The sequence below is a fragment of the Nocardiopsis oceani genome (genome assembly GCF_054777395.1).
In genome coordinates this window covers 22,368-29,516 of the sequence record NZ_BAAHAR010000066.1, presented here as the reverse complement: position 1 = coordinate 29,516, position 7,149 = coordinate 22,368, and the positions used below count along the sequence as shown (strand labels likewise).

Sequence of the window (7,149 nt, the reverse complement as noted above, 5' to 3'; positions counted from 1 at the left end):
CGGCCGGCGGGTCCACGAGCGCGGACAATATTCAGCCGCTGTGCTCGGACCACAACCGGTTGAAGTACCGCCGGGAGACCAACCCCGGGCAGTCCGTCTGGCAGGGCCGCCCCTCCCACCGCAACCGGAACAACAACAACGACAAGGGTGGGGGAAAGGACCCGGACGGGGACCCCGACCCAGCCTCCACACCCACCCCCACACCCGAGGAGCGCTAACCCCGCCCGCCAAGGCCCTACCGCCCCACGCCCCCACGCCCCCACGCCCCCATGCCCTGGAGCCCTCCCGAGGGGTTCGCCGCACACCATGACCAGCCGCGACACCCGACCCGTCAACGCTCCGGCGCAGGGGCAGGCATCGGCCCCCAGGCCGAGGGGTCCGCAGCTCAGAATGACCGGCCGTGACACCCGACCCGTCAAAGCTCCGGCGGCGTGGCAGGCATCGGCCGCCAGGCCGACTGGGGTTGCCCGGCCGAAGGCCGGGACCGCTCGGACCTCAACCACCCGTCCCCCTTTCCCGATAGCCGCCAAACCGCCGTCGCAGCGGAGCGGGTCAAGGTGGAGCGCCTTTGACGCGCGAAGCGCTCGATGGCGACGACCTTGAGGCGCGTAGCGGAGACGGCCACAATCGGGCGGCGGGAAAGGAGGGAACCCCAGCCCGGAAGCAACCCCCACCAGAGCAGGCAACACCGAATGCCTCAAGATGAACGCCCCAAGACAACGGTGTTGCCCGAGGCCCCGCCGCCTCGAAGCCCTTCCGTCCCGAGGCCCCGCCTCCCCTCGGCCCTCGGCCCGCGACCCTCGGCCCGCGACCCTCGGCCCGCGACCCGCGACCCGCGACCCGCGACCCGCGACCCTCGTCCCCTCGTCCCTTCTCCCCTCGACCCGCGACCGCTCGAACAGCGGCTGACTACCAGCCGTTCTCCACGGGGCGGCCCTCGTTGTACCCGGCGGCGCTCTGCACACCGACCACGGCGCGCTCGTGGAACTCCGCCAGCGATGTGGCGCCCGCGTAGGTCATCGAACTGCGCACCCCGGCGATGATCTGGTCGATCAGGTCCTCCACGCCGGGACGCTCCCGGTCCAGGTACATCCGGCCCGTGGAGATGCCCTCCTCGAACAGGGCCTTGCGGGCCCGCTCGAACGGGGAGTCCTCGGACGTGCGCAGGCGCACCGCGCGCGCCGAGGCCATCCCGAAGCTCTCCTTGTACTGACGGCCCTGCGCGTCGCGCAGGACGTCACCCGGCGACTCGTAGGTGCCTGCGAACCACGAGCCCACCATCACGTTGGACGCGCCGGCGGCCAGGGCGAGAGCGACGTCGCGCGGGTGGCGCACACCGCCGTCCGCCCACACGTGCTTGCCCAGCTCGCGGGCGGCGGCCGCGCACTCCAACACGGCGGAGAACTGCGGACGGCCCACCGCGGTCATCATGCGGGTGGTGCACATAGCGCCCGGGCCCACGCCGACCTTGACGATGTCGGCCCCGGCCTCGATGAGGTCGCGGGTGCCCTGGGCGGTGACGATGTTGCCCGCGACGATCGGCACGTCCGGCGAGAGCGCGCGGACCTTCTCGATCGCCGAGATCATCTTCTCCTGGTGGCCGTGCGCGGTGTCGATCACCAGGGTGTCCACCCCGGCGTCCAACAGCTCGGCGGCCTTGCCCGCCACGTCCCCGTTGATGCCCACGGCCGCGGCCACTCGCAGCCGGTTGCCGGAGTCCACGGCGGGCTTGTACAGGGTCGAGCGCAGCGCACCGGTACGGGTGAGCACCCCCACCAGGGCGCCCTTGTCGTCGACCACCGGGGCGAGCCGGTGCCGGAAGTCGTGCAGTATCCCGAAGGCCTCCTGCGGTTCGGTCCCCGCGGGGATGGTCAGCAGCTCGGCCGACATCACGTCGTGCAGCTGCGCGAAGCGGTCCACACCGTGGCAGTCGGCCTCGGTGACCACACCGACCGGGCGGCGGGCGTCGTCGACGACGATCACCGCGTTGTGCGCCCGCTTGGGCAGCAGGTTGAGCGCCTCACCGACGGTGCTCGTCGGGTTGAGGGTGATCGCCGTGTCGTAGACCAGTTCGCGCTGCTTGGTCCAGGCGATGACGTCGGAGACGACCTCGAACGGGATGTCCTGCGGGATGACGGCGAGTCCGCCGCGGCGGGCGATGGTCTCCGCCATACGGCGGCCCGCGACGGCGGTCATGTTGGCGACGACCAGCGGCAGCGTGGTGCCGGTGCCGTCCGGGGACGACAGGTCCACGCTGAGCCGGGACCCCACGGCGCTGCGGCCGGGGACCATGAAGACGTCGCTGTAGGTCAGGTCCTGACTGGGGACCTCGTCATTGAGAAAACGCAATGCCTCTACCTCGGTCGAGACCGAAGGGGGTGGACCACTCCGCCGTGTCAGTGCTGGCGGCACCCTGTTGATCCCCCTCTTACCTGTCAATTATGCCGTCACCGATTAGGTTGGAGGTAACCGCGTCTGGCATGATGACTCGATTCCCGCCTCAACTCGGCCCTCACCCCTGCGCAAACGCGGTGACTGTACGTCCTGCGCCGCGGGCAATCTGAGAGGGCCTCCCAGGAGAACACCGCATGTCGCGTTTTACTTTCGCGCAAGTCAAGGAAGAGACCTACAAGGCTAAGGACGCCTGGTGGACGGTCTTCCTGGTCGACCCGCTGGCAGGTCGACTGGTGGTGTGGACGGCGAACCGGACCAATCTCACACCGAACCAGCTCACGCTGGGCGCGGGCGTGCTGGGTCTGCTCTCGGCCCTCTGCTTCGCGGCCCCGGTCTGGGCGGGCGACACCGGCTGGGCCTGGCTGCTGGCCGGTGCGCTGCTGTTCCACCTGAGCTTCGTGCTGGACTGCATGGACGGCAAGATCGCCCGGCTGAAGGGCAACGGCTCGGTCTTCGGCCAGTGGGTCGACTTCGTCTTCGACCGCATCCGCTTCTTCGGCTGCATGATGGCGCTGTTGGTCGGCCAGTGGCTGGTCACGGGGGAGGCCGCGTACTTGATCGTCGCGCCGGTGGTGATCTTCTTCGACCTGTTGCGCTACCTCAACGGATCCCAGGTCGCCAAGACGCGCAAGACGATGCGGGAGGCCCTCGCGGTGGCCTCGGGCGACACTGAGCGGATGCGCGCGGAGAGCGCTGGCGCGGGCGGGGGCGACCCCGAGGACGAGGACACCGCGGAGGCTCCGGCCGCCGCTGACGCCCCGCCGCCCAAGGGCCTCTACCCCCGGGTGCGGAACCACCTCCTCCGGCACCGGGTGCGCCCGCACCTGTTCAGCGGTATCGAGTTCGAGATGTTCCTGTGCGTGGTGGCGCCCGCGACCGTGCTCGTCGCCTTCTTCACCCCGCTGAACAGCCTGATCATCCCGGTGGCGGTCTTCTCCTGCCTGGCCCTGGCCTTCTTCGAGGTGGTCCTGGTGCTGCGGCTCTGGAAGGAGTCGCGCCGCTTCGAGGTGCGCCGTCGCGAGCTGGCCGCCGACATGCCGACGGCCGAGCCCGCCAGCGGCAGCTGACGAGGGGCCACAGACATGGCGAAGGGGCGGTCCGCGCGATGCGGACCGCCCCTTCGCCATGGGGATGTCCTACCCGGCGGGGGTCTTCTCCGCGGGCGGGCCGGTCATCGCCTCGGCGTCGACCTGCTCCTTCTCCTGCTTCTTGACGAGGCCCTTGCCGTCTTGGCGCAGGAACCAGGTCGGTTGCGGTTCGACCGCCCACTTCATACAGGCACGGACCCAAGGCGAACAGAGCACCAGTGTCAGGGCCACGGCCAGCGCCATGGTGGCGGCCACGCCCACCGCGCCGCCCATCACGTCGTACCAAGGGGTGTTCTCCAGCAGCAGCAGGAACACCGAGTGGCCCAGGTAGACGAACAGGGTGTAGGCACCCAGGTGCGTGTACCAGGTCTCGTGCTTCGGGATGAGTGCCAGGACGGCGAAGGTCATGACCAGGGCGATGCCCATGAAGGCCAGCCGGAGGCCGATGCTGGGCAGCAGCGGGTCGATGTCCCGGTCGGTGAGGCTGTCGCGCCAGAACAGCCAGTCCCGGCTGAGGTGGTCGGAGATCGGCACCGCCAGGACGGCGGTGACGCCCAGCACCAGCACGGAGCACACCCGGACCCAGAGCCGGTCGAGGAAGGCGAAGTGCTCACGGCGCAGGGTCAGGCCCAGCACGAAGAAGGGCAGGAAGCTGAGGACGCGGCCGAGCGAGAGGGTGATGCCCAGGTCCGCGGTGGCGGCGAACAGCGAGATGATCACGGCGATGGCCACGGGCCAGCGCAGGCGCTGCCACACGGGCACACTGAGGCGCCACAGGAACAGCGCCACCAGGAACCACAGGGTCCAGGTCGGCTTGAGCACCGACAGCGAGTCGGGGAGTCCACCGCGCTCGAGCGTGTAGATCCCTTGGTGGATCGTCCAGAAGATGAGGTAGGGCACGGCCAGCATCAGGACCAGCTTCTCCACCCGGTTCGACGAGGCGTCGAAGGACCGGGAGAGGTAGCCGCTGATCATGATGAACGCGGGCATGTGGAAGAAGTAAACCCAGTAGTAGAAGGTACTGGCGGGACCGTAGTCCGTGAGTGGTTCGATCGCGTGGCCGATGACGACCAGGGCGATGAGGATGAATTTGGCGTTGTCCAGCCGGGCATCGCGGCCGGGGGCACTGGCCGCGGGGATCGGGGGCGCCGTCGGGGCCTGGGCATTCGCGCCGTGCCCGTTCTCCGAGGGCTTGGCTGCCGGACTGGTCATGGGTGAGGCCACTAGGGACTCCGAGATCACTGATTTCTGGGGCAATGTGTGTTGGACCCGACACCCTCTGTGCGGGGTCGGTGCCATCCGGGCGATGGTCCGGGAGGCGGGGTGATGTGGACCGGCGCCGAGGGGGGCGCGCCTGGGGCGCCGGGGTGAATCAGGCGAACGTAGCTCCGTTACCTTACTGAGACATGCTGCGGTGCGCCAGTGGTTCGCACAAATCGGTAAGCGGTTCCCGGGGTCCGACACCGGCGCTGCGGGCGCCACAAGCGGGCAGTGGGGGGCATCGTAGGCCCGTGCGCGAGGGGTGTGGGATGGCTTACCGTGTGCAGACCCTAACCCATGCGCCGCGCCCGGGGTGCCACGGTCGGAACATGTCGGTGTGAACCCGCGGCGGTCCCGCCGATAGGCTGCCCTCAGGCGGCTGTCCCCCTTTCAGTGCCCGCCCAGTCGAGAACGAAGAAGGCGGTGGAAACCGTGCCGCACGCGGTGGACCCGAACCGTGCAGCCCAGCACGGGAGCGTGGTCATGCGACTCCTCGACGAGCTCTTCCCGCTCGTGGAGGGTGTCTACGTCGACCTGCACAAGAACCCGGAGCTCTCTCACTCCGAACAGCGCACCGCCAGTGTCGTCGCGGAATGGCTGAACCGAACCGGTTACGACGTCCACAAGGGCGTCGGCGGCACCGGTGTGGTCGGCATTCTCCGTAACGGCCCCGGCCCCACGGTCATGCTGCGCGCGGACATGGATGCCCTCCCCATGGAGGAGAAGACCGGTCTGCCCTACGCCAGCACGGCGCGCACGGTGGACAGCGAGGGCGTCGAGGTCCCCGTCATGCACGCCTGCGGCCACGACGCGCACACCGCGTGCCTGATCGGCGTCGCCGACCTCCTCTCGGAGACCCGGGACCAGTGGGCCGGGACGGTCATGATCGTGGCGCAGCCCGGCGAGGAGACCCTCGACGGTGCCCAGCGGATGATCGACGACGGTCTGTACGACCGCTTCGGCCGCCCCGACGTGATCCTCGGCCAGCACTTGGGCCCGCAGCCCGCCGGACTCATCTCCCACCGGGCCGGGATCATCCTCGGCGCGGCCAACGCCTACCGGGTGCGGATCTTCGGCGAGGGCGGACACGCCTCCCAACCGCACACCACCGTCGACCCGGTGCTCATCGCCGCGAACATCGTCACCCGGCTCCAGGGTGTGATCGCCCGGGAGATCAGCCCCAGCGAGATGGCCGTGCTCACCGTCGGCCGGATCCAGTCGGGCACCAAGGCCAACATCATCCCGGACGAGGCCTACCTGGAGATCAGCACCCGGGCGCTCAACGACAACGTCACCGAGCAGCTCGAACAGGCCATCGAGCGGATCGTGCGCGCGGAGGCGGCCGCCTCGGGCGCCGGGCGCGAGCCCGAGGTCGAGCGGTTCCAGGGCAGCGGCGCCACATACAACGACCCGGTCAGTACCTCGGAGGTGGCCGCCGCCCACCACGCGTACTTCGGTGACGACTACGTCATCCACTTGCCCGACCCGTCCCCGGCCACCGAGGACTTCGGCAACTTCGGGCTGCCCGGTGACGCGCAGCCCATCCCGTACGTGTTCTGGTTCGTGGGCGCCACCCCGCACGACGTGTGGGAATCGGCACCCGGGGACACGCCCTACGAGAAGATGGGCAACGTCCCGAGCAACCACTCCCCGTACTTCTCGCCGTCCCGCGAACCCACGCTGCGGGCCGGTCTCGCCGCGCTCACCGTCGCCGCCATGTCCTACCTGGGCGGCGACAACAAGCAGCCGTCGGCACCCAACTCGGCTCCGACGGGCATGGCCTTCCCCGGTCCGGCGCCCACCGAGACCGGGGACCCGCGCGGCAACACCGACCCGGGCGCCAGCCTGGGGGAGGCCCCCGCGCCGCAGGACGCGCCGTCCCCGGCCGAGGAGCCCGTGGCGGCCGACCCGCTGTCGGACCCGCTGTCGGACCCGCTGTCGGACCCGCTCGCCGACCCCCTCACGGGGCCGCGCCCGGCGGAGCCGAGCTTCTCGGAGGAAGCCAACGACGCCTACGACAGCGCGTTCCTCGCCGCCTCCTCCTGGCCGGAGCCGGGTGAGCCCGCCAAGTCCACGCACGACGCCGACATGGACTCGGTGATGGGCGACCAGGACCGGGAGATCCGCGACGAGTGGCGCAGCGACAAGGCCGAGGAGTCGACGCTGTCCGCCGACATGGCCGCGATCATGGACGAAGAGGAGGCGCCGCCACCGCCTTCGGGTCCGCCCGCCGGCCCCGCCTTCGGCGGACCGCCGCCGATGGGCAGCGCGCACGACGCACCGCCGCCCCAGGACCCGGACGACGACCAGCCCGGCGCCCAGTACCGTCTCTGATCACGCGTGGGGC

General features: G+C 70.2%; 5 protein-coding genes. 3 read left to right on the top strand and 2 right to left on the bottom strand.

Annotation, left to right across the window (positions count from 1 at the left end; translation table 11 throughout):
* Nucleotides 1–218, top strand: a 218-nt coding sequence (locus tag ACYVDG_RS29860; protein ID WP_460762081.1) for an HNH endonuclease signature motif containing protein, incomplete at its 5' end; no start/stop codon positions are given.
* 691 nt (nucleotides 219–909) lie between these two features.
* On the opposite strand, the gene ACYVDG_RS29855 is transcribed toward ACYVDG_RS29860, so the two are convergent.
* Entirely contained in the window at nucleotides 910–2,349 is a 1,440-nt protein-coding gene (locus ACYVDG_RS29855; protein ID WP_460762077.1) for a GuaB1 family IMP dehydrogenase-related protein, read from the bottom strand.
* 239 nt (nucleotides 2,350–2,588) lie between these two features.
* Here ACYVDG_RS29855 and ACYVDG_RS29850 point away from each other — a divergent pair, with 239 nt between their 5' ends.
* Nucleotides 2,589–3,521: a CDP-alcohol phosphatidyltransferase family protein gene (locus ACYVDG_RS29850; RefSeq protein WP_460762074.1), complete on the top strand. Its 933-nt coding sequence runs from the start codon at nucleotides 2,589–2,591 to the stop codon at nucleotides 3,519–3,521.
* A 69-nt stretch (nucleotides 3,522–3,590) separates the two neighbouring features.
* Here the strand turns inward: ACYVDG_RS29850 and ACYVDG_RS29845 are convergent, their stop codons facing one another.
* Entirely contained in the window at nucleotides 3,591–4,754 is a 1,164-nt protein-coding gene (locus ACYVDG_RS29845) for an acyltransferase family protein (RefSeq protein ID WP_460762070.1), read from the bottom strand.
* A 471-nt stretch (nucleotides 4,755–5,225) separates the two neighbouring features.
* Between ACYVDG_RS29845 and ACYVDG_RS29840 the strand changes: the two genes are divergently transcribed.
* Nucleotides 5,226–7,136 carry an amidohydrolase gene (locus ACYVDG_RS29840; RefSeq protein WP_460762067.1) on the top strand — a complete coding sequence of 637 codons (1,911 nt, stop codon included), beginning with the start codon at nucleotides 5,226–5,228 and terminating at the stop codon, nucleotides 7,134–7,136.
* Nucleotides 7,137–7,149: the final 13 nt, after the last annotated feature.